This is a genomic window from Pseudomonas sp. CROZ-RG-20F-R04-15 (assembly GCF_022662375.1).
Classification (GTDB): Bacteria; Pseudomonadota; Gammaproteobacteria; order Pseudomonadales; family Pseudomonadaceae; genus Aquipseudomonas.
The window spans coordinates 37,294-63,755 of the sequence record NZ_JAKNQL010000032.1 but is presented as its reverse complement, the minus strand read 5'-3'; the positions used below and the strand labels follow the sequence as shown (position 1 = coordinate 63,755).

Genomic DNA, 26,462 nt, shown 5'->3' with positions numbered 1-26,462 from the left:
GACGGAGTGTCAGTCAACATTGTCGGTGACTGATCTACCGCTTTCGCGAGCAGGCTCGCTCCCACAGGGGTAATGCGGTGTTCCCGGAAGCGGTGTCAGATCCGCACGTTGCCCCGCGGTCCGGCAATCGCCCAGATGATCAGGCCCAGCACTGGCAGGAGGATGATCAGCAGCACCCAGACAATTTTCATCCCGGTGGTTGCGCCGCTTTTCAACACGTTGATGATGGCCCAGATGTCGAGGGCAAGGATGATCAGGCCAATCAGACCGTTGAACGTGGAACCCATGGTGTCGCTCCAGAATAGTGGCATGCACTTTTAGGATAGACGGTCGCGCGCAGGGTTCCCTTTTATTGCACTCAGACGTGAACGGCGATCTTCAAGGCTTCCAGCGAAGGCGCGGCGCTGATGCCGACTTCGGCGCACAACTCCAGCACGCGTGGCACGTCGTTGCCGTAGACCAGCACCATTTGCAGCTCATCGTCGAGCAGCTGACTGAAGTTCATCAGCGTGTAACCGCCGTTTTCCTTGTTCATGCTGCTCATCTGCACCTGGATGCGATTGAGCGCGGTCAGCGCTTCGGTCTTGGCCAGTTGCTTGGGCTTGAGGTTGAAATCCACGCCCGGGCCAAACGAGGCGACGATCTGCGCGAACAGGTCAACGTAGGTGTCGGCCTGAAACAACACGGTTTCCGGCAGGCTGCCGACCACCACCCACTCGCCCAACGGAATCGGGAAGGTGTCGTCGTAGTTGATGTCCGGGTTGGCGGTCAGAAACGCGTCGGCATCGGCGTAGGCTTGCGCCGCTTCGTCGGCAACGTTCAGGATCTCGTCCTCGCCCATGCAGCCGGAGCTGATTTTGCTGATGAGTTCGACGAGTGCGGCTTTCATGAGGGCGGATCCTGTGGCGAAGGTGAATTTCGAGGGCGCGAAGGATAACGCATTCTCCCCTTGGCCACAGTCCATCAGAAGGGATTTCAGTCAGACAGCTTTTCCAGTTGCGCGGTGGTATCGACCGCGCCCATGGTGCGCGCCGCGTCCAACGCGGTCACGCCATTGGCGTCCTTGGCTTGAGCGTTGGCGCCTTTGCTGATCAGGTAATCAACGATTTCAACACGGTTGAACATCGCCGCCATCATCAACGCCGTACGTCCATCGAACGACGAGCCTTCGATCTCGGCCCCGGCCTCGACGAGCGCCTTGACCACCGCCAGATCACCTTTGAATGCCGCACCCGCAATCGGGCTCTGGCCGTTGCCATTGCGCATTTCCGGATCGGCTTTGTGTTTAAGCAGCACCTGCACCGCATCGACATGGCCGTAATAGCTGGCGAGCATCAGCAGCGTGTCGCCCTTGCTGTTCTTCAGGTTCACCGGCAAACCAGCGGTGACCAGGCGATCGAGCATCTCGGCATCACCGTCGCGAGCCTTGTTGAAAACCTGCTCGGTGAATTCGGCAGCTTCTTCAGGGGTCATCTGGCGGCTTTGGTCGGACATGGGGTAACTCCACTTTCGGTCAATCGGAAAGCCGACAGTTTCCCGAGCGAGACGGCGGCTGTCACCCCCTTTTTCTCAAGCCGGCTCATAGCCAGATTCAATAACGATGCTTGCCCTGATGAATTTCCGCCAGCACCTCATCGGTCACCCGAACGTAAGTCTGGGTGCCGGGCAGCCATGCGTAGATCGGATCATCGCCCGTCTGGCCCGGGTCGAAGCCTTCATTTTTCAGTCGAGTTTTCTGGTATTTGAAGGTGCCTGTGGTTTCCATTTTCACCTTCACCCGCAGAAATAACGGCACTGCATAGGCCGGCATACGTTCGCGGGCGAAGGTCAGCAACTCGGCGAAATCCAGCGTCGCGAGGGACTCCGCTGGCGTGATCGCCGCCATGCCGGCGCGGCCGTTGGTATTGCGGATCTCTACGCCATACGCCACCGCCTCAGAGATGTGCGGATGTTGCAGCAGCAGGTTTTCGACTTCAGTGGTCGAGACGTTTTCGCCCTTCCAGCGATAGGTGTCACCCAGTCGATCAACAAATTGTGCGTGGCCGAAACCGATGTTGCGCAGCAAATCGCCAGTGTTGAAAAAGCGATCACCTTTGCCAAACACGTCGTGAAGGACAACCTTGGCGGTTTTCTTCGGATCGGTGTAACCGTCCAGCGGCGCCTTCTCGTCGATTCGCGCCAGCAACAGGCCCTGCTCGCCCTTGCCGACCTTGCGCATGAAACCGTCGGAACTACGCAGCGGCTCACCGCTGTCATGGTCGTAGGCCACCAACTCCCAGGCCATCAGGGAAAAACCGATGGTGTTGTCGAAGTTGAGAATGTTGGTAAAGCCGATGTTGCCGTCGCTCGCCGCGTACAACTCACAGATGTGTTCAACCGCAAAGCGCGTTTTGAACTCGGCCCAGGCGCCGGGACGCAAGCCGTTACCAATCATCTTGCGCACGTCGTGGCGGCTGTCATCGGCGCTGGCCGGTTGATCGACCAGATAACGGCATAGCTCGCCGACGTAACCGATGGTCGTCGCGCGGTAGCGGCGCACGTCGGTCCAGAACTGGCTGGCGCTGAATTTGCGCCGTATCGCGAAGCCCGAGGCGCCATTGACCGCCGAGCCCCAGCACACGCAAAGACCGGTGGCGTGATACAGCGGCAAGGTGCAATAGACGACATCGTCGGGGCCCATGTTGAGGGCGATCATGCCGAAACTGGCGGAGCTGCGCATCCAGCGCCCGTGCTTGAACACGCCGGCCTTGGGCAGGCCGGTGGTGCCGGAGGTGTAAATGTAGAAACACGGATCGTCGAAAAACACTTGCTGACTGCTCGGCGGATTCTCGCTGGAAGCATCGGCACTGGCGCTGATCAGGTTGACGTAGCCTTCGGGTGCAATGCCCGGATGGCTACAGGTGTCCTGATCGGCGACAAACCAGGTGCGCGGCGCGGTAATCGCCACTTGGTCGCGAATCGCCGCATAAGACGAAAGCAGTTCTTCACCCACGACAATCGCCACCGGCGCCACCAGATTCACACTGTGGATCAGCGTGTCGCGAGTCTGCGAGGTATTGAGCAGCGCGCTGACCGCGCCGACCTTGGCCAGCGCCAGGATGGTCACCAGCAATTCCGGGCGGTTTTCAATAAACACCGCGACCACGTCGCCCTTGCCGATGCCCTGCCCGTTCAGATAGTGAGCGATGCGGTTGGCCCACTGGTTGACCTGCACATAGGTCAGCAGCACATCGCCCTGCAATAACGCCGGGCCCTCGGGATTGCGCAGCGTCGCTTGTTCGAATGTCCAGCCAAGGCCACAGCTTTGGGTCGGATCCGTGACGTTGGCTACCTTCATGCCTTTGACCACCCGTGGGATGGCTTTGGCAATCATCGGCAGTTTGCGGAGCATCATGCTCCAGGTAATCGTGTCGCTTGGCGCGTGACTCATGGAAGCTCCCCGTTCGACCTTGGCGTGCAGGCCGATGTTTTTATTTTTCGGGCTTTGGCTTGAAGCAACCCGCGCATTCGAATGCGGGTCGAGATCGAAAATACGTCAGCGCTTCTCGCGCTGTACACGCGGTTTTTGCAATGTTTTGTATCTACTGATGGGGGAACGGCCGCGATGATCGCCGGGCTATCAATTGGTTCCGTCAATTCGACAACGATCCCGCAAAATGCAGGATGCACGATGGCCATTCATGCAGATTGCACGACCCCTGCAAATTGCATTTCTTTTAAGCTATTGATTTATAAGCATTTTTTATTTAACAAATGCTGGCACAATCGCTGCAACCTCCTCTGCATGCTTGCCATTCAAGTGCATACGGAGCTGAAAGACATGAGCCTGATCCAAGAAAAATTTACCTCCCTGTTCTCCAACTTCGACGTCACCACTGCGCCACGTCCCGATGGCGGGATCCTGCTGACTCTGCGCAGCAGCGACGGCAAAGTGTTTAAACGCGCACTGACTTATCAACAACTGCATGCCGGCGACCAACTGTCGTGGGCGATCAGCGCGATTCGCCGTGACCTGGCCGAGCAAGCCAGTGAGCTGCCGCAAATCGCGATGCTGCAGAGCCAGCAGCGTTTTGCCCTGCCGACTTATCACTCGCTGTAACGCATAAACCGCGTTAAACAAAACAGGCCGTGGAGCTCTCGCTTCACGGCCTGTTTTTTTGTGGCTTATGGAAAATCTACTGTGGGAGCGAGCCTGCTCGCGAAGGCTGTGTGTCAGGCACTGAAAAGGTTGGCTGAACGGACGCTTTCGCGAGCAGGCTCGCTCCCACATTAGGAATGGGTGAAATTAGAAGGCTTCGGGTTCTATGCCGGTGAAGGTGTCGACGGTGATGTGGCTGCCCAGCTCGCCGCCTTCGCGGGCCAGGCCGCAGGTTTGCAGGCCTGCCGACTGAGCGGCGTCCAGCTCTTCGACGATGTCCGAGAGGAACAGAATCTCTTGCGGCTCAACACCGATGGCTTGCTGGATGTTGGTGTAAGACTGCGCCTCGCGCTTGGGCCCTGACGTCGTGTCGAAATACCCGCTGAACAACGGCGTCAGATCCCCCTCCTCCGAGCAGCCGAAAATCAATTTCTGCGCCTGAATCGAACCGGACGAGTAAACGAACAGTTGATAACCCGCAGCATGCCAGCGTCGCAGCGCTTCAACGGCATCCGGGTAGACATGCCCCTTCAACTGCCCGGCGTGATAACCCTGCGCCCAGACCATGCCTTGCAAGACCTTGAGCGGCGTGGCTTTGCGATCTTCCTCGATCCAGCTCAAGAGAATTTCAACAACCCGTTCAACATCCGCCTGCGGTGCATTGCTGTCGCGGCGCACGGCGTCGAGTTGCTCGGCAACATCGGCGCGTTCGGCGTTCTGCCGAACGAAATCCGGCAAGTGTTTGGCGGCATAAGGAAACAGCACGTCAAACACGAAACTCACCGCGCTGGTGGTGCCTTCGATGTCAGTGACAATCGCTTTGATCGACATCGAATCAGTCCTCCAGACGCGGGAAACGGCCGGCGATGTCTTCGCCGGTGAAGTTGGCAACCCAGCCTTCAGGGTTGTTGAACAGGCGGATCGCCACGAAGTGCGGGTGCTCGCCCATGTCGAACCAGTGCTTGGTGCCGGCCGGCACTGAAATCAGGTCGTTCTTCTCACAGAGCACTGCGTAAACGTAATCGTCGATGTGCAAGGTAAACAGGCCACGACCAGCAACGAAAAAGCGTACTTCGTCTTCGCCATGGCGGTGTTCTTCGAGAAACTTGGCGCGCAATTCGGCTTTTTGCGGGTGATCGCTGTTCAGGCTGATGACGTCGACAGTGATGTAACCGCGCTCGGTCATCAGTTTGTCGATCTGTTCTTTATAAGCGCTGATCACTTCTTCCTGCGTGGCGCCGGGCTGGATCTTTGCGGCGGCTTGCCAGCGGTCGAAGCGCACGCCCTGCTCGGCCAGGGTCGAGGCGATGTCTTCAAAGTGGGTCAGCACTTTGTTGGGAATGTCGGGGCTGGAAACGTGATAGACGGACAGGCTGCTCATGGGGCAATTCCTCGGTATCGGCCTTGCCGTCCGGTTCTTGCAGACCGGTCGGGCACAGCATTTCATCAGGCAAATGGGCTACTTCTGGTGAAGTCAGCCTTGGCGGTTCATGACGCTGCGGGTTTTCAACTCGCATTCAAACAGAAATTCAAAGGCCTCGATCTGCCGCAGCGCGTCATTCATCTGCGCACCCCAGGTGTAGAGACCGTGGCCGCGAATCAGATAACCGACGCAATCGGGATGGGCGTCGAGCCAAGGCTGCACCTTGGCGGCGAGGCGCGCAATGTCCTGATCGTTGTCGAAAATCGGCACGCGCACCCGTGATTCGTGGGTCGAGATGCCGCTGAAGGCTTTTTGCAGCTCGTAGTCTTCGAACTCGATAAAGTCTTCCGGGGTCAGGCGCGACAGCACCGTGGCGTTGACCGAGTGGGTGTGCAGCACTGCGCCGATCTCCGGGCGCCAGCTATATAGCTGAGTGTGCAGCAGGGTTTCGGCGGACGGCTTTTTGCCCGGTTCCAGGCTGTTGCCGGAAAGGTCGGTGGCGAGCACATCGTCCAGACCCAACTGGCCCTTGTGCTTGCCGGACACCGTCAACAGCGCTTCGCTCGGCGACAGGCGTGTTGAGTAGTTGCTGCTGGTGGCCGGCGACCAGCCGCGACCATAAAGAAAACGCCCGGCATCGACGATTTGCTGGGCGAGTTGTTCACGCGTAAGGCTCATGGCCTGTCCTCTTGCATACGTGTGGCAATGATAACGGCAGCAGCGAGCGCCGCGAGACTGGCAATACTAAAGGTCAATGTCGCGCCGAGGGCACTCCAGCTGTAACCGGAATACAACGCGCCCATGGCGCCGCCGGTGCCCGCCAGTGCGGCGTACAACGCCTGACCCTGCCCTTGCTGACGCGCACCGAAGCTACGTTGCACGAAGGCGATGGCAGCGGCGTGAAAACTCCCGAAGGTCGCCGCATGCAGAATCTGCGCGAACAGCAACACCCAAAGAAACTCGGCGAACGAACCTAGCAGCAACCAGCGCAGCGCCGCCAGCAGAAAACTTGCCATCAACACCCGGCGCAGGGAAAACCGCGCGAGAATCCGGCTCATGGCCAGGAACATCAGCACTTCGGCGACCACACCCACGGCCCAGAGCATGCCGATGGTGCCGCGTGTGTAACCGAGTCGCTCAAGGTGCAGGGTGAGAAAGGTGTAATACGGGCCGTGGCTCATTTGCATCAGCGCAACGCAGCCATAAAACGCCAACACGCCGGGGTTGCGCAGTTGCTTTAGAAAGCCCTCACCGCTCGGCCGATTGCCTTGCGGTGGTTGCGCGTTCGGCACCCACAGACTGCTGAGGACGATGCCGGCCATGATCAGCACCAGCGCCGTCGGGTAGATATCGAGGCTGAGCCATTCGAACAGCCGACCCAGCGCAACCACGGTGATGATGAAACCGATCGAACCCCACAGACGGATCTGGCTGTACCGCGAGGTCTGCCCCTGCAAATGCGCCAAGGTGATGACTTCGAACTGCGGCAGCACCGCGTGCCAGAAGAACGCGTGCAACGCCATGACCATCGCCAGCCAGGCGTAGGTCTTGCTGACGAAAATCAACGAGAAAGTCAGCAGCGTACACACCGCGCCGAAGCGCACGATTGCCAGACGTTTGCCGGTGTAATCGCCGAGCCAGCCCCAGATGTTCGGCGCCACGCAGCGCATCAGCATCGGGATGGCGACCAGTTCGCCGATCCGCGCTGGACTGAAACCGAGGTGATCGAAGTACAGCGCCAGAAACGGCGCTGTCGAACCGAGCAAGGCGAAATAGAACAGATAAAAACTGGACAGCCGCCAGTAAGGGAGCGCCGCCACGGTTATGCCGCGACGGCTTCAGAGCCTGCCATCAAAGCTGGCCCAGCACCGGGGTGCTCACGCGCACATCGGCGTTCTGCCCACGGTGACGCAGCAAGTGATCCATCAGCACGATGGCCATCATCGCTTCGGCGATCGGCGTGGCACGAATGCCGACGCAAGGGTCGTGACGGCCCTTGGTGATCACGTCCACCGGATTGCCGTGGATGTCGATCGAACGACCCGGCGTGGTGATGCTGGAAGTCGGCTTCAAGGCCAGATGGGCAACAATCGGCTGACCGGACGAGATGCCGCCGAGGATGCCGCCGGCGTTGTTGCTGAGGAAACCTTCCGGGGTCATTTCATCGCGGTGCTCGGTGCCACGTTGCGCGACCGAGGCGAAACCGGCGCCGATTTCCACGCCTTTGACCGCGTTGATGCTCATCAGCGCATGGGCCAGCTCAGCGTCGAGACGGTCGAAAATCGGCTCGCCCAGACCCGGCATCACGCCTTCGGCAACCACGGTGATCTTCGCCCCGACCGAGTCCTGATCGCGGCGCAATTGGTCCATGTAGGCTTCCAGCTCCGGGACTTTGTCCGGATCGGGGCTGAAAAAGGCATTGTCTTCCACCGAATCCCAGGTCTTGAACGGGATTTCGATCGGGCCGAGCTGGCTCATGTAGCCACGAATCACGATGCCCTGAGTGGCGAGGTACTTCTTGGCAATCGCACCCGCCGCTACGCGCATCGCGGTTTCGCGGGCCGAGCTGCGGCCGCCGCCACGGTAATCGCGCTCGCCGTATTTGTGGTGGTAGGTGTAGTCGGCGTGGGCCGGGCGGAACAGATCCTTGATCGCCGAGTAGTCCTTGGACTTCTGGTCGGTGTTGCGGATCAGCAAGCCGATCGAGCAACCGGTGGTGCGCCCTTCGAACACGCCGGAAAGGATTTCGACTTCGTCGGCTTCCTGACGCTGGGTGGTGTGGCGGCTGGTGCCCGGCTTGCGGCGATCGAGGTCGCGCTGCAAGTCTTCGAGGGAGATCTCCAGGCCCGGCGGGCAGCCGTCGACAATGGCGACCAACGCCGGACCATGGCTTTCGCCAGCGGTGGTGACAGTGAACAACTTGCCGTAGGTATTGCCGGACATGCAGGACGCTCCGTGAAATCAAACCCAAATTCGTGATGCGCGCCAGTATACGCAGGCTAACCGAGTAGTTCATCCTCGAACCTTAGTGGTGCTGGCGAGTCCAACCGGCACCTTGGCGAATGATGGCGTGATGATGCTGCGAGTTTTGATCTTGAGTCTTACCCTCTTTACGGGCTTTGCCCAAGCGACGGTCCTACAACGCCCGGTCACTTTGGATACCGGCACTGGCGAACTTTTCGGTTCGCTGCTGCTGCCAAAATCCGACAACCCGGTGCCGGTTGTCCTGATCATTTCTGGCTCGGGTCCTACGGATCGTGACGGAAACAACCCCGACGGCGGGCGCAACGACAGCCTCAAGCGGCTGGCCTGGGTGCTGGCCAAACACAACATCGCCAGCGTGCGTTACGACAAGCGCGGGGTGGCCGCGAGTCTCGCTGCGACGCCGGATGAGCGCAATTTGTCGATAGAAGCCTACGCCGCGGATGCGGTGGCATGGGGGCAGAAGCTCAAGGCCGATCCGCGTTTCGGCAAATTGATCCTGCTCGGCCACAGCGAAGGCGCGCTGATCGCCAGCCTCGCGGCGCCGAAAGTCGATGCGGCGGCGGTGATTTCTCTGTCCGGCAGCGCCCGTCCAGTCGATCAGGTGATCCGCGAGCAACTGGCCCGCAGCCTGCCGCCACCGCTGATGCTGCGCAGTAACGAACTGCTCGACAGCCTCAAGGCTGGCCACACCGACGACAATGTGCCACAGCCGTTGCAGGTGATTTTCCGTCCAAGCGTGCAGCCGTATCTGATTTCGCTGTTCCGTCAGGATCCGGCAAAAGCCTTTGCGCAACTGAAGATGCCGGCGCTGATTGTTCAGGGCAGCAATGACATGCAGGTCGGCGTTGGCGATGCGCAGGCGCTGAAAGCCGCGAAACCGGACGCCGAACTGGCGGTGATCGAAGGCATGAACCACGTCATGCGCATCGTCCACAACGATATGAAGCGGCAATTGGCTTCGTACAAGGATCCGAATTTGCCGCTGGCAGCGGAACTGGGCAGCAAGATCATCGAGTTTATTGACGGACTTCGCACCCGTTAACCGTTGTTTGCCCTCTAGTCCTGCAAAAAACGGCCGATAAGTCTTTGTCGCCAGCGCAATGGCTGGCGACAAGCAGGGCTTGGACAGGATCTCGCCGTTATGACTGATACCCCGACTTCACCCGACACCACCGCTGAAAAAGACGCACCGCCAGCGGTCGAGCTGCCGTGGGCGGATGTCCACGTCGAGCACCACAAGATGCTCCGCCTGGCCCCGCTGCAGACCGACCGCAACACCGGCGGCCGTCCCTTGCGCTTCGTCGAGTTCGGCTATGCCGAGCGCAACAGCAAAGAAAAAAGCCTGATGCGCATGGCGATCAAACTGCCGGGCCAGCGTGTGCGCAAAGAGCAGAATCAGCTGGACGTGTGGGTGGATCACACCACCAAGCGTGTGCACTTCGGCCCGGACAGCGGCCTGCAAATCGAACCGATGAACCGTGGCATTGGCCGTTATATGGCCGCACAAGGCATCAATTGGGCGAAAAAGCGTTGGCCGACCTACACCGTCGACGGCATGGACTTGAACAACAAGGACGCGCTGAACGAAGACACGCGTCTGCGTCGCGATCATTTCCTGCGTGTGCATGGTTTTGATGTGGTCTATGCCGATGCCCAGCATTTGAAGGGCAGCGTCAAGGAAGTGCAGGTTGGCGATTTGCTCGGCGACTGGAACAGCGAAAAGCTGCAGATCGTCGAAATCCTTGAAGCGGCGCAGATGCTTCAGCAGGCCGAGCAGAATCTGGCCGAGCAGGAAGTGAAGCTGAAGAAGCAGGAAGACAAGGTCAGCAAGTTCAAGCGTGAAGACGCTGGTTTGCGTTTCACCATTACCTGTCTGGTGGCGTTTGCAGTGTTTCAGGCGGGGTTGTTGATCTGGATTGCCACGCACCGCTGATGGCTGATCGTTCCCACGCTCCGCGTGGGAATGCAGCCCGGGACGCTCCGCGTCCCAACAGCGGACGCAGAGCGTCCATTGAGGCATTCCCACGCAGAGCGTGGGAACGATCGGCCGATTAGACGCGGGAGGCGAACAAGGCCTGATGATCGCGGCACTGCTCCGCTGTCAGCATGAACACGCCATGCCCGCCGCGCTCGAACTCGAGCCAGGCGAAATCGACTTCCGGGTACAGCGCGTCAACGTGCACCTGGCTGTTGCCCACTTCAACGATCAACAAGCCCTTCTCGGTCAGATGATCGGCCGCTTCAGCGAGCATGCGTCGAACCAGATTCAGACCATCATCGCCGCAGGCCAGACCCAGCTCAGGCTCATGCTGATATTCATCTGGCATGTCAGCGAAATCTTCCGCATCCACGTAAGGCGGATTCGACACGATCAGGTCGAAGCGCTGACCCGGCAAACCATCAAAACCATCGCCCTGCACGGTGTACACGCGCTCATCGACACCATGACGCTCGATGTTCTGATTGGCCACTTCCAGCGCTTCGAACGACAGATCCGCCAGCACCACTTCGGCGTTCTGGAACTCGTAGGCACAGGCGATGCCGATGCAACCGGAGCCGGTGCACAGGTCGAGGATGCGCGCAGGTTCGGTGCCGATCCACGGGGCGAAGCGGTTTTCGATCAGCTCGCCAATCGGCGAACGCGGGATCAACACGCGCTCATCGACGATAAACGACATGCCGCAGAACCACGCTTCGCCCAACAGGTAAGCGGTGGGAATGCGCTCTTCGATGCGGCGCTTGAGCAGGCGTTGCAGGTTGACCAGTTCGTCGTCTTCCAGCGCGCAATCGAGGTAGCTGTCGGCAATCTCCCACGGCAGGTGCAATGCACCGAGCACCAGCTGCCGGGCTTCGTCCCAGGCATTGTCGGTGCCATGGCCGAAAAACAGATCCTCCCCATGGAAGCGGCTGACGGCCCAACGGATATGGTCACGCAGGGTACGAAGTCGGGAAGTGATCACGGGGCAGAACTCCAGAAAAAACGACTGGCGATTCTACCAGCCAAAACGCGTGACGACGACGCAGGAAAAACATCGAGGCGACAGTAGGAGTTTTCTGTTTTTTGCACCGGCTATTGAACAGAACGTGTAACTTGACAAGGCTGCAGGCCAGTAACGACGGTGCCTACGATGGTAGCGATTCACAGAACCGCTCAGCCAGAGGACAATGTCGCAAAAGCCCCACCCCAAGGAGCCCCAGAATGTCCGTTCCAAAAACGATGTTTCAACTCAGCGGTCGCGGTTACGCAGCGGCCACACTGAGCCATGCCACCGTGGTCATCATCGATGCCCAGAAAGAGTACCTCAGTGGCCCGCTGGCCCTGAGCGGCATGGACGCGGCCGTCGCGAACATCAAACAAGTGGTTGCCGCAGCCCGTGCAGCCGGTCGGCCGATCGTGCACGTGCGTCACCTCGGCACCGTCGGTGGCCTGTTCGACCCGCAGGGCGAGCGCGGCGAATTCATCCCGGGCCTCGAGCCACAAGGTGATGAAACCATCATTGGCAAACTGCTGCCGAGCGCGTTCCATGGCACCGAGTTGCTTGATCGTCTGCAAAACCTTGGCTCGCTGGACTTGATCGTCTGTGGTTTCATGAGCCACTCCAGCGTCAGCACCACCGTGCGTGCGGCGAAGAACCTGGGTTTCCGTTGCACCCTGGTGGAAGACGCCTGCGCCACCCGCGACTTGCCGTTCAAGGGCCGCGTGCTCAGCGCCGCGGTGGTGCAGGAAGCGGAAATGGCGATCATGGCGGACAACTTTGCCACCCTCGCATTGACTCAAGACCTGATCTGATCTGCTCTGATGAGCGGCTCACGGCGCCGCTCATCCGCAAAATCCTCTCATTTGCCGCAAATGCCATAGCCTCAGGAACAACCCGGTCAACTCCCGGTCGAAGGGCCGATACCCATTGAGGAAGGTCGGAATGAAGTTATCCGATGGATTTGACGCACGCCGCTTGCGGCCCAAAGGCCAAAGCAACTGGCGTTTTCGATTCGGCGCAGCGATCGCCGCCATTCTGGCGACGTTCGGTGTGCTGCTGGCGATGGCCGGGGCGGCCAGCCTGCTCGGGCGCCCACCAGCGCTCGGTGACTTGAATGCCACGCCAATGGGCTCGGCAATCATTCTGGCGGTCGGTTTGCTGTTTCTGTATTTCGGTGTCGCCCTGTGGCGTCGCTGCCGCCGTCGCGCACGGCAATCGCGGGAACTGAACATGTCCCCGCACCTGATGAAAAAACACGACTGACTCACCGGCCTGGCTTTTTGCCGGGCCGTTTTGTTTCGACTTGGGTAAACTGGCCGCCCTTCACGGAGGCTGACATGCAAGACGACGATTTTTCCCTGTTCAAAAACGAGTTGCGCGGCGTCAAGCCGATCAAGCACGACCGCGCCGACACCGGCAAACCCAAGACTGACCGCGCACAGATTGCCAAGCTGCGTCAGTCGGCCACCGTGCGCACTGACACCGCTACCGTTGATGGTCTGTCCGATCAGTTTGTGATCGACGTCGGCCCGGAAGACGAGTTGATGTGGGCGCGTGACGGCGTGCAGGAAAGTCAGATGCGCAAACTCAAGGTCGGTCAGATCCCGTTCGAAGGCAGCCTCGACCTGCATGGCATGAGCGTCGAGAAAGCCCGCGAAACCCTCTGGGCCTTTCTCGCTGAAGCGACAAAATTCGAAATCCGCTGCGTGCGCGTCACCCACGGCAAGGCCGTGCGGCTGGACGGCAAGCGGCCGATGATCAAAAGCCACGTCAACACCTGGTTGCGCCAGCATGCACAGGTACTCGGATTCTGCTCGTGCCAGGCCAAACATGGTGGCGCCGGTGCGGTTTACGTGATGCTTAAACGCACCATGATGGAAGGTCGCGACGAATAATCCCGTTACACCGAACTTGCAGGGTTGTGTCCGCCACCGTACCCTTGCCCTTTGCGAAAATCCCCACAGGTAGTTTCATGTCCCTGGAACAGAATTACACCGCGATTCTCGGCCAATTGGGCGAGGACGTTTCCCGCGAGGGCCTGCTCGACACGCCAAAGCGTGCCGCCAAAGCCATGCAGTACCTCTGCCGCGGTTATGAACAGACGCTCGAAGAGGTCACCAACGGTGCCCTGTTCAGCTCCGACAACAGCGAAATGGTGCTGGTCAAGGACATCGAGTTGTACTCGTTGTGCGAGCACCACCTGCTGCCGTTCATCGGCAAGGCGCACGTTGCGTACATCCCGAGCGGCAAAGTGCTGGGCCTGTCGAAGGTCGCGCGGATCGTTGATATGTACGCCCGCCGCCTGCAGATTCAGGAAAATCTCAGCCGTCAGATCGCCGATGCGGTGCAACAAGTCACCGGCGCGCTGGGCGTTGCCGTGGTGATCGAGGCCAAGCACATGTGCATGATGATGCGCGGTGTCGAGAAACAGAATTCGTCGATGATCACCTCGGTGATGCTCGGTGAGTTCCGTGAAAACGCAGCGACCCGCAGCGAGTTTCTCAGCCTGATCAAGTAATTTGCAGCACGAAGAAAACCGGCATTCATCGCCGGTTTTTTTTCGTCCGTGAAAAATCGGGTAAGCTGCGCGCCTTACTCAATCTGCACCGTGAGGCTTCAACGTGTTCGTCAAAGCGCTTCGTGTCGGCCTCGGCCAACTGGTTATCTTCATCGACTTCATCACCCGTCCGGGCAAGAAAAAACGCCCCGCCGCTGCTCAGGCTCAGGTGGATGCTGCTGCAAAAGACCTGACCCTGTATCAGTTCCACGCCTGTCCGTTCTGCGTGAAAACCCGTCGTACGCTGCGCCGCCTGAATGTGCCGGTAGCGCTGAAGGATGCGAAGAACAACGAACAGGATCGGCAGACGTTGCTGGATCAGGGTGGCCGGATCAAGGTGCCTTGCCTGCGCATTGAAGAGAATGGCCAGACCACCTGGATGTACGAGTCCAAGGTGATTATTGATTATCTGGATAAGCGCTTTGCTGCTGTCTGAAGATTATTTGGTGGGTTGATTGACGCCTTCGCGAGCAGGCTCGCTCCCACCCTTTGGAATGCATTTCCACTGTGGGAGCGAGCCTGCTCGCGAAGAGGCCCTCTCAGCCACCGCAAATCCCAGACAAAAATAAACCGGCCCTTGAGCCGGTTTATTTGTTTTCAGGCCGCTTTCTCTAGCTGCGCCCGACGTACCACCGCCGCCAGTCGCTTCAACCCTTCATCCAGTCGCGCCGGATCGATGTGGCTGAAATTCAAGCGCAAATGCCCGTGATGGTTATCCGGCTCCGGAAAGAACGGCTCGCCCGGCATGAACGCCACATCATTGGCCAACGCCTCGTTAAGCAACGTTCGCGTATCCAGCGGTTGCTTCAACGTCAGCCAGAAAAACAGCCCACCCTGTGGCATGTTCCAATCCGCCAGATCAGCAAAATGCGTTTCCAGTGCCGTCTGAAACGCATCGCGCCGCTGCCGATAGAATCCACGTAACTCACTCAAGTGCTGCTGATATTTCTCAGTGCCGATCCACTGCAACGCCTGCCACTGACCGATGCGGTTGGTGTGCAGATCCGCTGATTGCTTGAGTTTGAGCAAGTGCGGAAACAGATCGGGACTGGCAATCAGGTAGCCGACACGTAAACCCGGCAGCAAGGTTTTCGACACGGTGCCGGTGTAGATCCAGCTGGATTTCTGCAGGCGTCCGGCAATCGGTTTGGCGCTGCCGCCATCGAAAGTCAGTTCACGGTAGGGCTCGTCTTCGATCAGCGTGACGCCGAATTCATCGAGCAATGCCGCAACGGCGGCGCGCTTGGCTTCGCTGTAGCGCACGGCTGACGGGTTTTGAAAGGTCGGGATCAGATAGATGAACGCCGGACGATGCTGTTCCAGACGATTACGCAATTGCGCCAGGTTCGGGCCGTCGGACTCTTGCGGCACGGTCAGGCAATCAGCGCCGAACAGCTGGAAAATCTGAAGTGCGGCGAGATAGGTCGGCGCCTCCAGCAAAATCTCCGTGCCCTTGTCGATGTACAGCTTGGCCGCCAGATCGAGGGTTTGCTGGGAACCGCTGACCACCAGCACCTGACTCGCCTGACATTCCAGGCCAAGTGCCCTCGTCTCCGCCGCCAACGCTTCGCGCAACGCTGGTTCGCCTTCGCTCATGCCGTATTGGCCGAGCGCCAGCGGCATGTCGGCCCACTCGACTTTCGGCAACATGGCTTCGGCCGGCAAGCCGCCAGCAAACGACATCACCTCCGGACGTTGAGCAGCGGCGAGGATTTCTCGGATCAAAGAACTCTTAAGGCGCGAGACACGTTCGGAAAAAGCCATGGAAGTCACCGGTAGCGAGGCATGGGAAAAATGAGTCAAACTTGTTGACTGAAATTACGACAGCTTGAGCGAGTACGTCAACATGCTTGACCTTAAAAATCCGTCCAGTCAGCAGCAGGCGATGGAAGCATTTTTTTTCGGCTATCAGGCGTTCACCGCCAAAGCTGACGAAATGCTCGAGCGGCGCGGCCTCTCCCGAGTGCATCAGCGCATTGTGTTCTTCATCGCGCGCTATCCGAATTTGAGTGTGAAGGAATTACTGGAGTTGCTCGGGGTGAGCAAACAGGCGCTGAACATGCCGTTGCGGCAGTTGCAGGAAATGCATCTGGTCGACAGCGTGGCGTCGCAAGCTGACAAGCGTAAGCGGCTGCTGGAGCTGACAGCGGACGGCGCGAAGTTTGAACAGGCGTTGCGCCGTGAGCAGGTGAAGCTGCTGGAGCGGGTGTTTGCCGAGGCTGGGGAGGCGGCGGTGAATGGCTGGTTGGCGGTGAATCTGGCGTTGGGGAACAGTCAGACACATCTCGACTGACAGGTGCGCCCTCTTCGCGAGCAGGCTCGCTCCCACATTAAAGCGCGTTTCCCTGTGGGAGCGAGCTTGCTCGCGAAGGGGCCCGCACAAACGATATATCCCTATCGACGGAACTTTCGTAAACAAAACCAAAAACAATATTTGCTTTATTTGTACACAAAAGCATAATCCACAGCGTGCGAGTTCCTGACCGCATGGTCAACAAATTCGCAAGTGCCTCAAAGGGCCGCTGCCACCCCTCATGGGTCCGGCCCTGGAAATAACAATAAAACTCTTGAGGAGTACTCGCTGTGGAAAGCCGCAAATCCGAAGCATCGACGCTGGATCTCTCGCCACCATTACGCAGTGGCTTGCTGGAACGTCTGTTTAAACTCAGCTTGCATGGCACCACGGTGAAGACCGAGCTGATTGCCGGTCTGACAACCTTCATCACCATGGCCTACATCATCTTCGTCAACCCGAACATCATGGCCGATGCCGGGATTGACCACGGTGCAGCCTTCGTCGCCACCTGTATCGCTGCCGCACTGGGCTGCCTGTTGATGGGTCTGTACGCCAACTGGCCGGTCGGTCTGGCACCGGGCATGGGCCTCAACGCGTTCTTCACCTACACCGTAGTCGGCACCATGGGCTACAACTGGGAAACCGCACTCGGTGCAGTGTTTGTCTCCGGTGTGCTGTTCATGATCCTGACCTTCTCGCGGATTCGCGAGTGGCTGCTCAACAGCATTCCGGTCAGCCTGCGCTTTGCGATGGGTGCCGGTGTGGGCTTGTTCCTTGGCCTGATCGGTCTGAAAACCGCCGGCATCGTCGTCGATAGCCCGGCAACCCTGATCAAGCTCGGCTCCCTGCGTGAACCTGGCCCGTTGCTCGCCGCCATCTGCTTTCTGATGATTGCGATCCTCAGCTACCACAAAGTCTTCGGCGCGATCCTCATCAGCATCATTACCGTGACCCTGGCCGGTTGGGGCCTGGGCATCGTGCATTACGAAGGGATCATGTCGACTCCGCCAAGCCTTGCGCCGACCTTCATGGCGATGAATATTGCCGGCGTGTTCAACGTCAGCATGATCAGCGTGGTGCTAGCCTTCCTGTTTGTGCACATGTTTGACACCGCCGGCACCCTGATGGGCGTGGCTCAGCGCGCCAATCTGGTCAACGCTGACGGCCGTATCGAAAACCTCTCCCGCGCCATGAAAGCCGACAGTGCCTCCAGCGTTTTCGGAGCCGTAGTCGGTGTGCCTCCAGTCACAAGCTATGTAGAAAGTGCCGCCGGCGTGGCCGCTGGTGGTCGGACTGGTCTTACCGCCGTCACCGTAGGTGTGCTATTTATAGCGGCGATGTTTTTCGCACCGCTGGCCGGCATGATTCCCGCTTACGCCACCGCCGGTGCACTGATCTACGTTGCGATGCTGATGATGGGCGGCATGGCCCACATCGAATGGGACGAAGCCACTGACGCGATCCCGGCCATCGTTACCGCAATCATGATGCCGCTGACTTTCTCGGTCGCTGACGGCATCGCACTGGGCTTCATCACCTACGTGGCGTTGAAGGCCGGTACCGGCAAGTACAAGGAAATCTCCGTCAGCCTGTGGGTGCTCTGCGCGATCTTCATCGCCAAGTTCATTTTCCTGTAAGCGCGACGCGGTTCAGGTTTCCAAACAGCCTCACCCTTGCGGGTGGGGCTTTTGTGCATCTTGATAACAATAGAAAGGAGCAAAGTGATGAGTCTGGAAACCTGGCTGCTGTTCAGCGGTGCTGCATTGGTGGTGATCCTGATTCCGGGGCCACTGTCGTTGCTGATGATCAGCAACAGTCTGAATTACGGTTTGCGTCGTTCTTACCCGGCATTTCTCGGCGGCGTGACGGCTTCGATCTGCCTGCTCAGTGCATCGGCATTAGGCCTTGGCGCACTGCTGCTGGCCTCGGAGCAACTGTTCAGCGTGCTGAAAATCGTCGGCGCACTGTATCTGTTCTACCTCGCCTGGCAGAGCTGGCAACAGTCGCGTCAGCCATCAGTCGGCGCTGACGTGCCGCAAGCCGCGCCGGTGCCACGTTTCCGCGCGTTGTTCGCACGCGCCTTCGTGCTCGGTGCCAGCAATCCCAAGGACATCCTGTTCTTCGCCGCGTTTCTGCCGCAGTTCCTCAGTGCCGAGCAACCGTTCCTGCCCCAACTGCTGGTGATGATCGCCACCTGGACCCTGCTGGATCTGCTGTGCAAACTGGCCTACGGTCTGGGTGCCCACGGGGCCGCGCGTTATCTGCGCAGCGGCAAGGGACAAAGCTGGTTCAACCGGATCAGTGCCGGCTTGTTCGGAGGCGCCGGCGCCGCTTCATTACTCAGCAGTCACTGAGATACTGAATCGTTATTTCACCAATTGTTACCTGGCTGCAGCCAGCCAGACTTGAAAGATACGAGTCTGGCTGGTGTTCTCCCCGACGGATTGGCGTCGCACACTTCGGATTCCTCCGACTGTCATTGCATGTCTTGATATGCAATACACCGCAACAACCCACTTATATACATCCCTCAAAAGTCCCCCGTACTATCTCCGCCTGTTTTCAAGACAACCTGCCAGAACAAGGAAGTTCAAATGGCCACGCTTATAAGCGAAGCAGTAATACAAAGTGATGCAATCGTCATCACCGACATGAAAATCGAGCCCAACAAACATAACGATTCGACCATCGACATAAACAATGACAGCGATAAACCACTGGATGCGTCGCTGAAAAGCAAAGTCGATCAATTGAAAGTCAACGACTCGGTATTCGGCCCTATACAAATCGGCGAAATTTCGATAACCCGGGCCTCTCTGCATGCTCTCGGTGCAACTATTGACGGGCATCCGTTGAACGGCAGCAATACGTTCTTTCGCAATGCGCAACGCTCATTCATCAACTCGCTACAATTCAGCGCCAGCGATATTGCACATCACATGAAGTCCGCGAAAGGTAACGATGTTTACCTGTTGCCGAATCTGCTGTTCGACATGGCCAGTCGCCGCCCGATAACGGCTCCTGCCATGATCCGCGAAAACACCACCGTCGAAACGAATCCCGGAAACTTTCTTGGCAAAATCGAAAAACTCCTGACCTGCGCACAGAAACTTGACTTGCAGCACACCCAACTTCCTCCTAACGCCCGGCGCTGGGCCGCCGCTGCAAAGACCCATTTAACGGTCGGTTCCAGTGTCGGACTCCAGGCATTCGGAATATTCATGGGATTGCGCGGAATGGTGGCCGCGATCAAAGCCGGGGACACCAAAGAAGTTGTCATAAACGCCACAGGTACGCTCACGGAAATTGGCTCCATTGCCATTGACGTCGTCGTCAGCAAGATTGCGAACGAGATGCTGACGGCCGGAAAAACCGCTTTCAGGGATTTCACCAAAACCAGGTTTGCGCTGAGGCTGGGTCGGTCCGGCGGTTTGATCGGCGGGGCGCTGACTTTGCCGTTCGATGTGTACACCACCGTCAACTCCCTGAACGCCGCAAGCAAGGCCACCGGCAAAGAAGCCATGGATCATTACGTCAGCGCCGGGTTGAGCATCACCAGCGCGGCCATGACCGTTATCCTCGGAACGTTGGCAATGGCAGGGCTGCCTTTTGTCGGACCGGTAGGCCTTTTGTTCGGTGCGATGCTGGCAATCGGATCGCAGGTGTATAGCGCGGTGCGCATCGTCGATGACATTGATGATTACATCGAACTGACTCTGGATGAGCGTTGGCGCTCGGGCTTCCTGTCATTCTGCATGCTGGACGTCGAGCAAGGCGTCAAAGACCGCTACAACCAGGCAAGAACCTTGATCCAGCACACAGAACAGCTAAAGCGCAATGCTCGTAACTTGCTCGACGTTCAGCTCAAGGATTCCACCGAGGCCGTCGTCAATGGCTCATTTAGTGTCGAGCTCGTCCCCACGCAGGTCTGGAAGCGTAACTGGTGGACAAAAATAGACGCCTGGGAACCGGAAAACGTACCCGAGATACGAGGTGGCGATGACACCGTTGATGCTAGCGAAGGCGTTACCGAGGCTACGCCCGGTGCACATCTGGGCGTTGCCGGAGAAAACAAGAGTATTTTCTGGCTTATCGGTGACGGTAAGGACTCGATCAAAGGTGTTATAAAAAAACCGAATATCTTCCACTACGGCTCGGGAATCAAGGACCTGACAGGCGGTGAAAAAGACGATCACTTTGCGTTCGACGGTGCGGCCGATCAGATCAGGAAAAACATCGAAACATCAGCCTATTCGAAGTTGAAGGGGGGCGCTGGTAACGACACGCTTTCCCTGAATGGCTATCACGTCACGCCCAAGGGGTATGACATCGATTTGCAAGCAGGCACATTGCAGGTGCGTACTCCGGATATCGATGCAGAGGACGGCGCGACTTATAAATTCCACAGTCTTGTGGAAAGTATCGAGAACATTGAAACCATGATCGGCGCGACAAGCGTTGTGACAGGCACCCATGACCGCAACATCATCAAGTCACGCGGCCAGGACACGATCAATGCAGGGGCCGGAAACGACCAGATACAGTTGCTGCACAAAGGTGCGACCGCCTCGGGTGAAGAAGGTATCGATGCGTATTTCATCGCTCACCAGGAAGGTCGTTTCTGCATCATCGAGGATGGTAAAGAGGAAAGCACAATTGAATTCAATTGGCCGGTTGATCTGATTGAAAGTTGGGTGATCGAACAGAACTCGCTGGTCATCACTTCTGGCTTCGAGTTCTACGACGGGCCGAAAACCGTGGTGACCATCCGCGACATCTACGAAACAAGCGAAAACCAGACACGCCTGAAAAACAACAAGCTGACCTTTTTGACCAAAGACGGTTATCAGCTCAGACCTGATCTGCCTGAAACAATCGAGAGTGGTAAAAGCATCGATATCGAAGTCGATGTCATCAAACACGGACAACCTGCAAAACCGCTGATTATTTACAGCCCCGCATGCTGGACCATGCATCAACATGAAGCGCGTTATTACATCCCGCGCACTCAGCAAAGTGTCACCTTCTACTCAACCGAACGCCCCGACGTCAACACCTGCATTTACCTGGATTACGCCAGCGATGAATTAAGCAAAGTCGAAGCGCACTTTAGTGCAAGGCAGTCCGAGAAGCGTGAAGACCTGATAGCCGGTTGTGATCTGACCTACCACTTGGGTGAAAGAACCATAACGTTGAAATTCTTTGCCTGGGCGCGCGGCGGCGCTGATCCACGGAACATGATCAAGATCCTGCGGACCATGGCTGTTCGCCCCAATCATAAATATTTGCTGATCTTCAACGACGGTGTCGCTTTGAATGCGGGGCTTACACCGGAAACAGATGCCGCCCCGGCCGACGATAACTATGAAATGCACTCCTTCAGGCAGTGGACGACACCACTGAACCTGCCCTTGAAATTTCGACAGAAGCAATTCGACTATGAGTTGCCGTCGAACGAAGCGTACAAGGTGAATGCAATAAATGCCTGCGCCACCATCGAGCCCAGAGCCATTCGGACCGCCATGGAAGCGCTGGAAGGTGAAGGTGCCACTTGTCTGGTCCATCTGACTGCCAATGTAACCTTGAGACTCTCGACCCCCGGTGCGTTGGCCGACGCAGCGAAAAGACTGCCTTACTCATCGACCTGGGAGCTCGATGCGACATCGCTCGGCAAGGTCGAGGTCAAACTGGAAAACAATCAGTTATTCATCGGTTCCTGCATTGTTCATCTACCGGTTTATGAAAACGAAGACGACCTGATCGATCAGGTACGCGTCATCACCGAGAAAGGCATCGTCCATGTGGTGGATCTCTCCTTTGACCGGGTCTATCTGGATGGACTGGATGCGCGGTTCTTCAAAGAACCTGACTCGGCAGAAACCTTGCCTGAAGCGTTTACATCAATGGCCAATCAAGAAGTCAAAGTGCGCAATATTGCCTTCGCCGATCGCTCGCCCGGGGCGCTGAGTTACAGTTTTTCCGCCAATAGCTGGATCCTGCGCAGCGACAAATCCCGCGTAGAGTCTTCGCAGCTGCGGGTGCTCAATCGCTGTACCCATCAGGTTGCGCCGATCACCTTGATGAATGTTCCCCCTGCGTAACAGCCGCCCCTCAAACAAAACCTATCCCCCTCGCGCACTCCGAAGTTGAAGTCACCAGTCTTCTTCATCTCGCTCCCGGCCAAGGCTCTGCGGGATGCCGACGAGTGCGCCTGAAAAAATGCGCCGAGACGCTTGTTGCGCTCGACATCACCACTCCATGAGTAATTGAGTATGGCCAAGCCACCCAAGAAAGTTGCTGTGACAGCTGCTGCCGATACAACGGTTACAACACGACCTGAGCCATCAGGTTCTGGCGTTCACCATGGCACTCCTGTACCCGCCCGCCCGTTGCCTGGCATCGATTCGGCCCCTGGATCTACGGCATCCGGCACCTCAGTCACACGGCCGCCGGGCATTACCATCAGCGAGATGCCGGGCCTGGGCAGCGATACCTTAAGTACCGCGCGCAGTGCGATCGCCTGGCCCGAAAACCGTTTGAATGAACTGACGCCAGTCGGAGAAAACTCCGGGCTGTTCACCGGGCCGGATCAACGAACCTACGCCCAACTCGGCAACGAAGGCCGGTTCATCGTCGAACAGGATCGGCAAGGCAACTATTACGTGCCGCTGACCTTTGCACCGGGTGTTCCGGGACCTGTGGTAACGAGGTCTGAAGGCTTGCCCAACTGGCATATTCAGCGCCCCGGCTGGCAACCCCTACGGGCCCGATCCGAGACGCCAGTCACAGCACAGCACCCCGCCTACCTTTTGCCGGAGGATGCAAACACCCTGACCCGAGCGGAACTTTCATCGGAGGGGATCCGATACAACAAACTCAAACAAACCTTCGTCGATACGGCAGAAGGCACGGTCATGGTCCGTAAAAACCATCTGGGTGAATACCGATATGCCTCAGCGACCAGCAGAGACCTGCTCGATCTGGCGTTTGAGCAGATTCCCGGCACGCTGCTCTGGCGTCAGAAAGCTCAAGCTGCGCACGCCGCCGACACCCCGGCAACCGACCCGTTGCGGCCCGTCGCCGCACCGGACGAGCAAGTTCCCGGACCGGGCAAACGCCCACGCCTCGACACCTCGAAACCGCCCGAGCCATTGCCAACGGCCACACGCGACACCAGCGTCCCGACCGAACAAACCCCGTACTTCTGGTTACCGTGGGGGCATTTGAACAAGCCGCCAGTGGTGGAGTCGATCCAGCTTGGCTGGTTTCATTATCCGATCGTGCCCATTGGCTCCAACCGTACGCCCAAGGTCTATTTTGTCCAGCACCCTGACTTTGCCCCGGCCGGTTTCGATGCGTTTGAAACGATGCTGCGCACGGCACCGTCACTGCAACCTGTTGCGACCTTTCGCATCGGTAACGATCCGGGAGAAGTGCACCCCGGCAAACGCTTTTTCGAGGAGCCAATAGCGCAGTCGGTGGCCAATACCTTTCCGGATTTTTCTGCACCGACGGCATGGGCTGTTGCGAAAAAACTCTACGAACTGGCAGACAACTCCGCCGTCATTACCGGCACCGGACTGGTCAATATCCAGGCCGTCCTGCATCAGTGGAAGCAGAAGCCGTTTCCCACCGCACCGGCGTACGCCGACCCGCTCAATATGCTGGCGGTGGCACCGTCCATCGATGCCGGAGGAAAAAAGCTCATTGCGATGCCTCCCCAAATCGACAGCGAACTGCAACGGCTCACCTTCGATCCACAGCGGTTCCCCGTCGAATGGGGCCACTATAAAACCTATCCCACGGACCTCAACCTCAGACGCCTGCTCGGTGCCTTGCTGATTCGTAGCGGCTACGACGTCTTTCCCCTGACACACGAACACCGCATTCCAACACTGGTGTTCCGGCGTGCCACCCATGACCAGGTGTACTTTCTGAAATTGGGTTCGGTAGAACATGTCGGCCTGTCCCACACCCCGGGCAATGAGCTGGCAGACCCGGGTTTGCCGGCCAGGATTGGCAACGACGCGTTTCTCGCCCTGACCACCGCGACGGCACAAAACAAAGTGGTATGGCTGATCGGTGGCGTATTGAAGGTCGAATCGAATCCGGACTCGGTGTTCATCATCAGAGAGCGCTAAAACAACTCCCCCGCATTCGCCGCCCCCGCCGGCGAGTGCGCGCAGCCCGCCCCGCACGTCTCGTAACTCCCTGTAGCACTTAGCCTCGACGCAATACATATGTACCGCACGCCTTGGCGCCCTTTTGCCGAACATGACTGCTTTGAAGCATGAGTCGGACGGAGTCAGTGCTGCGCGACAACACATCGAACGCGCCTCTGGATTTTCCGGCCGACCACAGACCCGCCATTCATCGGAGCAATTCAATGGCCAAACCACCCAAGAAAATCCTTCGCACGTCTGCGCCGGAAACGCCTGCCACCTCGACAGATCCGCTGCCGAATCCACAGGGAACACCTCGCGTTGAACCAGGACAATCCGCTCCAGGCGCATTGCCCGGCCATTTGCTCTCCGACACTTCTTCGCCGCACGCTTTGCCGCAAGCCCCCGCCAACCGTCCCAGCGTTATCGTCAGTCATGCGCCCGGCCAGGAACTCCCTTCAGACGTACCCGGCACATCGGTGCGAACTGGACAGTCATCCACGTTAAACGAATCGTCTGTCCTGGCCGGACCATCCCGCAGCGAACAACCGTCGCCGCCGGTTTTTGTCCACGCCGAACTGGCCGCCGTGCTGAAGGGCCAGGCCAGCACTGAAGAAGGCTTTCGATACGACAGACGCAAAAAGGCCTATGTCGAAATGCACGGAGGTTTCGTCATGGTGAGCAATACGCCGGATGGCTGGCGACACACGAAGGCCGGCGAAGCAACGCCAAGCGGGCAAAGGGTTGAGCAAATCCCGGGAACCAGACTCTGGCGTGAAATCGACGCGTCGCGGCAACGTCCCCAATCACTGCCTGATCCGCTGGCCGCCGGCCCGTCGGAGGCGATCCCCGGCCCGATCAGGCACTCGCATCTGGACGAGCAGAGCCATATCGCAAGCGATACGAACACGCTGGTGGAAAACCTTTTCGCGCAACAGACCACGGCCCTGGATCTTTCCACAAGCCAATGGAGGAACTGGGGGGGACCCACCCGGCCCGACGCAGGTGAATCAATAGAAATAGACGGTAAACACTATCCGATCATCGCGCAAAACCTGCGAGCCGACACCGGTCTGGTCTATTTGCAACCCCCCGCCTACTCATCGGACGACTTTGACGCGTTCGAAAACATGTTGCGTCAGCAGCCTTCGCACCAGCCGAAATGGGCGCTGAAGCGCGAAGGACAATGGAAGGTTCTGGAAAATCATGCGCCGTTTGAAATGTCTGCGACGCAGTACGTTTCCGCAGCGTTCAACCATCTCTCCGAGCAGTCGGCCAGCAACCTCGCCCGAGCGGTGTTCGATCGCGTCTCGTTGCCCCAAGGCATAACCGGTCATGGTTTGTCAGTGATGGCGCTGACGTATCGCCACTGGGTCGACAGGGTGAGCAACGAGGCGCCGATGCACGGGCTCTCGGACCCGTTCGTGATGCTGCCAGTACTGGCGACACCGCCCGGCAGTCTGGCGAATGGTGGCCTGATCACTTTGCCGGCGTACAACTCCAATCTGCTGCAGCGACTGGATTTCGATCCGGTGCGGTTCCCTCAGGAGTGGACCCTGTACTCGGCAGCGCCGACAGCCGGAAGATTGCGCACATTGTTCATGGATGTCCTGCAACAAAACGGTTACACCGTGAATCCGACGACGCGTCGGCTCAGAGAAGGTGCGGTGATCTTTCATCGTCCGGGCGTTGCCGCGGTCTTCGTGCTGAAACTGCCGCCAGTCACCGGTGATCAATTACCTCGTTACACCCGTGCCGGGTCCGATCTTCATGAACCGGAGTTTCAGGCTTCGCTGACCCCGGAGCAAAGACAGCGGCTCAACAGCGAGCTGACTCATATCGAAGTCATTTACCTGGTGGGCGGTGTTCAACACATCCACCCCGACAATCCGAGCCTCTTCATTGTGAGAGAAGGCTAAGTTC

The 26,462-nt window shown here is 58.3% G+C and carries 25 protein-coding genes; 14 read left to right on the top strand and 11 right to left on the bottom strand.

Features of this window, described 5'->3' with window-relative positions; translation table 11 throughout:
* Positions 1-95 precede the first annotated feature (95 nt).
* From L8H52_RS28185 to L8H52_RS28170, 4 genes are all read right to left on the bottom strand, one after another.
* On the bottom strand, positions 96-287 hold the full coding sequence (locus L8H52_RS28185) for a PLDc N-terminal domain-containing protein (RefSeq protein ID WP_007914053.1): 192 nt from the start codon (positions 285-287) through the stop codon (positions 96-98).
* Between the two features lie 71 nt (positions 288-358).
* Complete coding sequence (locus tag L8H52_RS28180) at positions 359-889, bottom strand: hypothetical protein (RefSeq protein ID WP_242209806.1); 531 nt, start codon at positions 887-889, stop codon at positions 359-361.
* 86 nt (positions 890-975) lie between these two features.
* Positions 976-1,494, bottom strand: coding sequence for an ankyrin repeat domain-containing protein (locus L8H52_RS28175; RefSeq protein ID WP_242209805.1), 519 nt, complete (start codon positions 1,492-1,494; stop codon positions 976-978).
* Between the two features lie 97 nt (positions 1,495-1,591).
* Positions 1,592-3,430 (bottom strand): long-chain-acyl-CoA synthetase, encoded by a 1,839-nt coding sequence (locus L8H52_RS28170; RefSeq protein ID WP_242209804.1) that lies wholly within the window; start codon positions 3,428-3,430, stop codon positions 1,592-1,594.
* Between the two features lie 390 nt (positions 3,431-3,820).
* Here L8H52_RS28170 and L8H52_RS28165 point away from each other — a divergent pair, with 390 nt between their 5' ends.
* Positions 3,821-4,099 (top strand): DUF3509 domain-containing protein, encoded by a 279-nt coding sequence (locus tag L8H52_RS28165; protein WP_008080936.1) that lies wholly within the window; start codon positions 3,821-3,823, stop codon positions 4,097-4,099.
* Between the two features lie 186 nt (positions 4,100-4,285).
* Here L8H52_RS28165 and mtnC read toward each other — a convergent pair whose 3' ends face one another.
* From mtnC to aroC, 5 genes are all read right to left on the bottom strand, one after another.
* On the bottom strand, positions 4,286-4,969 hold the full coding sequence (mtnC, locus tag L8H52_RS28160; RefSeq protein WP_242209803.1) for an acireductone synthase: 684 nt from the start codon (positions 4,967-4,969) through the stop codon (positions 4,286-4,288).
* Positions 4,970-4,973: 4 nt separating this feature from the next.
* Positions 4,974-5,519, bottom strand: coding sequence for an acireductone dioxygenase (locus L8H52_RS28155; RefSeq protein WP_007914042.1), 546 nt, complete (start codon positions 5,517-5,519; stop codon positions 4,974-4,976).
* A gap of 93 nt (positions 5,520-5,612) precedes the next feature.
* Positions 5,613-6,239 carry a methylthioribulose 1-phosphate dehydratase gene (locus L8H52_RS28150; RefSeq protein ID WP_034151739.1) on the bottom strand — a complete coding sequence of 209 codons (627 nt, stop codon included), beginning with the start codon at positions 6,237-6,239 and terminating at the stop codon, positions 5,613-5,615.
* The gene (locus L8H52_RS28145) at positions 6,236-7,381 is read right to left on the bottom strand and encodes an MFS transporter (RefSeq protein WP_242209802.1); all 1,146 of its coding nucleotides are present in this window, start codon (positions 7,379-7,381) and stop codon (positions 6,236-6,238) included. The genes L8H52_RS28150 and L8H52_RS28145 overlap by 4 nt, the downstream gene beginning before the upstream one ends.
* A 31-nt stretch (positions 7,382-7,412) precedes the next feature.
* Positions 7,413-8,504, bottom strand: a complete 1,092-nt coding sequence (gene aroC / locus L8H52_RS28140) for a chorismate synthase (protein WP_099758435.1) — start codon at positions 8,502-8,504, stop codon at positions 7,413-7,415.
* Between the two features lie 130 nt (positions 8,505-8,634).
* On the opposite strand from aroC, the gene L8H52_RS28135 reads away from it, so the two are divergent.
* Both L8H52_RS28135 and L8H52_RS28130 read left to right on the top strand, forming a co-directional pair.
* The gene (locus tag L8H52_RS28135) at positions 8,635-9,588 is read left to right on the top strand and encodes an alpha/beta fold hydrolase (RefSeq protein ID WP_242209801.1); all 954 of its coding nucleotides are present in this window, start codon (positions 8,635-8,637) and stop codon (positions 9,586-9,588) included.
* Between the two features lie 99 nt (positions 9,589-9,687).
* Complete coding sequence (locus tag L8H52_RS28130) at positions 9,688-10,479, top strand: hypothetical protein (protein ID WP_150794495.1); 792 nt, start codon at positions 9,688-9,690, stop codon at positions 10,477-10,479.
* Positions 10,480-10,597: 118 nt separating this feature from the next.
* On the opposite strand, the gene prmB is transcribed toward L8H52_RS28130, so the two are convergent.
* Positions 10,598-11,506, bottom strand: a complete 909-nt coding sequence (prmB, locus tag L8H52_RS28125; RefSeq protein ID WP_122605429.1) for a 50S ribosomal protein L3 N(5)-glutamine methyltransferase — start codon at positions 11,504-11,506, stop codon at positions 10,598-10,600.
* Positions 11,507-11,745: 239 nt separating this feature from the next.
* Here prmB and L8H52_RS28120 point away from each other — a divergent pair, with 239 nt between their 5' ends.
* The 5 genes from L8H52_RS28120 (at position 11,746) to L8H52_RS28100 (ending at position 14,517) form a co-directional block, all read left to right on the top strand.
* A complete protein-coding gene (locus tag L8H52_RS28120; protein ID WP_007914026.1) occupies positions 11,746-12,336 on the top strand; it encodes a cysteine hydrolase family protein in 591 nt (196 codons plus the stop codon).
* 130 nt (positions 12,337-12,466) lie between these two features.
* Positions 12,467-12,787, top strand: a complete 321-nt coding sequence (locus tag L8H52_RS28115) for a hypothetical protein (RefSeq protein ID WP_007914024.1) — start codon at positions 12,467-12,469, stop codon at positions 12,785-12,787.
* A 74-nt stretch (positions 12,788-12,861) separates the two neighbouring features.
* Entirely contained in the window at positions 12,862-13,419 is a 558-nt protein-coding gene (locus tag L8H52_RS28110) for a Smr/MutS family protein (protein WP_242209800.1), read from the top strand.
* Positions 13,420-13,496: 77 nt separating this feature from the next.
* A complete protein-coding gene (gene folE / locus L8H52_RS28105; RefSeq protein ID WP_003204506.1) occupies positions 13,497-14,042 on the top strand; it encodes a GTP cyclohydrolase I FolE in 546 nt (181 codons plus the stop codon).
* A 103-nt stretch (positions 14,043-14,145) separates the two neighbouring features.
* Complete coding sequence (locus tag L8H52_RS28100) at positions 14,146-14,517, top strand: glutathione S-transferase N-terminal domain-containing protein (RefSeq protein WP_116032877.1); 372 nt, start codon at positions 14,146-14,148, stop codon at positions 14,515-14,517.
* 161 nt (positions 14,518-14,678) lie between these two features.
* On the opposite strand, the gene L8H52_RS28095 is transcribed toward L8H52_RS28100, so the two are convergent.
* Complete coding sequence (locus L8H52_RS28095) at positions 14,679-15,845, bottom strand: PLP-dependent aminotransferase family protein (protein ID WP_242209799.1); 1,167 nt, start codon at positions 15,843-15,845, stop codon at positions 14,679-14,681.
* Positions 15,846-15,927: 82 nt separating this feature from the next.
* On the opposite strand from L8H52_RS28095, the gene L8H52_RS28090 reads away from it, so the two are divergent.
* The 6 genes from L8H52_RS28090 (at position 15,928) to L8H52_RS28065 (ending at position 26,458) form a co-directional block, all read left to right on the top strand.
* The gene (locus tag L8H52_RS28090) at positions 15,928-16,374 is read left to right on the top strand and encodes a MarR family transcriptional regulator (RefSeq protein ID WP_242209798.1); all 447 of its coding nucleotides are present in this window, start codon (positions 15,928-15,930) and stop codon (positions 16,372-16,374) included.
* Between the two features lie 290 nt (positions 16,375-16,664).
* The gene (locus tag L8H52_RS28085) at positions 16,665-18,014 is read left to right on the top strand and encodes an NCS2 family permease (RefSeq protein WP_242209797.1); all 1,350 of its coding nucleotides are present in this window, start codon (positions 16,665-16,667) and stop codon (positions 18,012-18,014) included.
* Positions 18,015-18,101: 87 nt separating this feature from the next.
* Positions 18,102-18,731 (top strand): LysE family translocator, encoded by a 630-nt coding sequence (locus L8H52_RS28080; RefSeq protein WP_242209796.1) that lies wholly within the window; start codon positions 18,102-18,104, stop codon positions 18,729-18,731.
* Positions 18,732-18,971: 240 nt separating this feature from the next.
* Positions 18,972-22,478 (top strand): calcium-binding protein, encoded by a 3,507-nt coding sequence (locus tag L8H52_RS28075; RefSeq protein ID WP_242209795.1) that lies wholly within the window; start codon positions 18,972-18,974, stop codon positions 22,476-22,478.
* A 171-nt stretch (positions 22,479-22,649) separates the two neighbouring features.
* Positions 22,650-24,518 (top strand): hypothetical protein, encoded by a 1,869-nt coding sequence (locus tag L8H52_RS28070; RefSeq protein WP_242209794.1) that lies wholly within the window; start codon positions 22,650-22,652, stop codon positions 24,516-24,518.
* A gap of 245 nt (positions 24,519-24,763) precedes the next feature.
* Positions 24,764-26,458, top strand: coding sequence for a hypothetical protein (locus L8H52_RS28065; protein WP_242209793.1), 1,695 nt, complete (start codon positions 24,764-24,766; stop codon positions 26,456-26,458).
* The last annotated feature ends 4 nt before the right edge of the window (positions 26,459-26,462 follow it).

What these genes read in the sequence shown, in the direction of transcription:
- L8H52_RS28110 (WP_242209800.1), top strand. Translation starts at nt 12,862, where the DNA reads ATGCAAGACGACGATTTTTCCCTGTTCAAAAACGAGTTGCGCGGCGTC.
- L8H52_RS28090 (WP_242209798.1), top strand. Translation starts at nt 15,928, where the DNA reads ATGCTTGACCTTAAAAATCCGTCCAGTCAGCAGCAGGCGATGGAAGCA.
- L8H52_RS28180 (WP_242209806.1), bottom strand. Translation starts at nt 889, where the DNA reads ATGAAAGCCGCACTCGTCGAACTCATCAGCAAAATCAGCTCCGGCTGC.
- mtnC (WP_242209803.1), bottom strand. Translation starts at nt 4,969, where the DNA reads ATGTCGATCAAAGCGATTGTCACTGACATCGAAGGCACCACCAGCGCG.
- L8H52_RS28080 (WP_242209796.1), top strand. Translation starts at nt 18,102, where the DNA reads ATGAGTCTGGAAACCTGGCTGCTGTTCAGCGGTGCTGCATTGGTGGTG.
- L8H52_RS28155 (WP_007914042.1), bottom strand. Translation starts at nt 5,519, where the DNA reads ATGAGCAGCCTGTCCGTCTATCACGTTTCCAGCCCCGACATTCCCAAC.
- aroC (WP_099758435.1), bottom strand. Translation starts at nt 8,504, where the DNA reads ATGTCCGGCAATACCTACGGCAAGTTGTTCACTGTCACCACCGCTGGC.
- L8H52_RS28115 (WP_007914024.1), top strand. Translation starts at nt 12,467, where the DNA reads ATGAAGTTATCCGATGGATTTGACGCACGCCGCTTGCGGCCCAAAGGC.
- folE (WP_003204506.1), top strand. Translation starts at nt 13,497, where the DNA reads ATGTCCCTGGAACAGAATTACACCGCGATTCTCGGCCAATTGGGCGAG.
- L8H52_RS28165 (WP_008080936.1), top strand. Translation starts at nt 3,821, where the DNA reads ATGAGCCTGATCCAAGAAAAATTTACCTCCCTGTTCTCCAACTTCGAC.
- L8H52_RS28095 (WP_242209799.1), bottom strand. Translation starts at nt 15,845, where the DNA reads ATGGCTTTTTCCGAACGTGTCTCGCGCCTTAAGAGTTCTTTGATCCGA.
- L8H52_RS28075 (WP_242209795.1), top strand. Translation starts at nt 18,972, where the DNA reads ATGGCCACGCTTATAAGCGAAGCAGTAATACAAAGTGATGCAATCGTC.
- L8H52_RS28170 (WP_242209804.1), bottom strand. Translation starts at nt 3,430, where the DNA reads ATGAGTCACGCGCCAAGCGACACGATTACCTGGAGCATGATGCTCCGC.
- L8H52_RS28120 (WP_007914026.1), top strand. Translation starts at nt 11,746, where the DNA reads ATGTCCGTTCCAAAAACGATGTTTCAACTCAGCGGTCGCGGTTACGCA.
- L8H52_RS28185 (WP_007914053.1), bottom strand. Translation starts at nt 287, where the DNA reads ATGGGTTCCACGTTCAACGGTCTGATTGGCCTGATCATCCTTGCCCTC.
- L8H52_RS28065 (WP_242209793.1), top strand. Translation starts at nt 24,764, where the DNA reads ATGGCCAAACCACCCAAGAAAATCCTTCGCACGTCTGCGCCGGAAACG.
- L8H52_RS28130 (WP_150794495.1), top strand. Translation starts at nt 9,688, where the DNA reads ATGACTGATACCCCGACTTCACCCGACACCACCGCTGAAAAAGACGCA.
- L8H52_RS28150 (WP_034151739.1), bottom strand. Translation starts at nt 6,239, where the DNA reads ATGAGCCTTACGCGTGAACAACTCGCCCAGCAAATCGTCGATGCCGGG.
- L8H52_RS28175 (WP_242209805.1), bottom strand. Translation starts at nt 1,494, where the DNA reads ATGTCCGACCAAAGCCGCCAGATGACCCCTGAAGAAGCTGCCGAATTC.
- L8H52_RS28135 (WP_242209801.1), top strand. Translation starts at nt 8,635, where the DNA reads ATGATGCTGCGAGTTTTGATCTTGAGTCTTACCCTCTTTACGGGCTTT.
- L8H52_RS28070 (WP_242209794.1), top strand. Translation starts at nt 22,650, where the DNA reads ATGGCCAAGCCACCCAAGAAAGTTGCTGTGACAGCTGCTGCCGATACA.